The sequence below is a fragment of the Flavobacterium cheongpyeongense genome (genome assembly GCF_003202435.1).
GTDB lineage: Bacteria > Bacteroidota > Bacteroidia > Flavobacteriales > Flavobacteriaceae > Flavobacterium > Flavobacterium cheongpyeongense.
This window is the reverse complement of the sequence record NZ_QJHK01000083.1, coordinates 1-213: the sequence shown is the minus strand read 5'-3', so window position 1 is coordinate 213 and position 213 is coordinate 1. Positions and strand designations below refer to the sequence as shown.

The following is a 213-nucleotide window of genomic DNA, read 5'->3' as shown; positions in this document are numbered from 1 at the left end:
GTTTCAAGAACATTATGAGATTTAAATCTTTCGATTAAATTGGAAGTAAAACCAGTATAATTTTTCTTAAATTTTTCAGAATAAAGAATGTAAACAACAAATTCAGCCATATTTCAAAACGCTATAACAAAAAAGCTCCAGATTTCTCTGAAGCTTTTACTTAGTAGCGGGAACAGGACTCGAACCTGTGTCCGCCGCGGCGGATATGAGCCC

The 213-nt window shown here is 35.2% G+C and carries 1 protein-coding gene; it reads right to left on the bottom strand.

The annotated features are described in order from the left end of the window. Window positions 1–110: GIY-YIG nuclease family protein (locus DMB65_RS21980; protein WP_165835023.1), on the bottom strand; the 110-nt coding region annotated here is incomplete at its 3' end. Window positions 111–213: the final 103 nt, after the last annotated feature.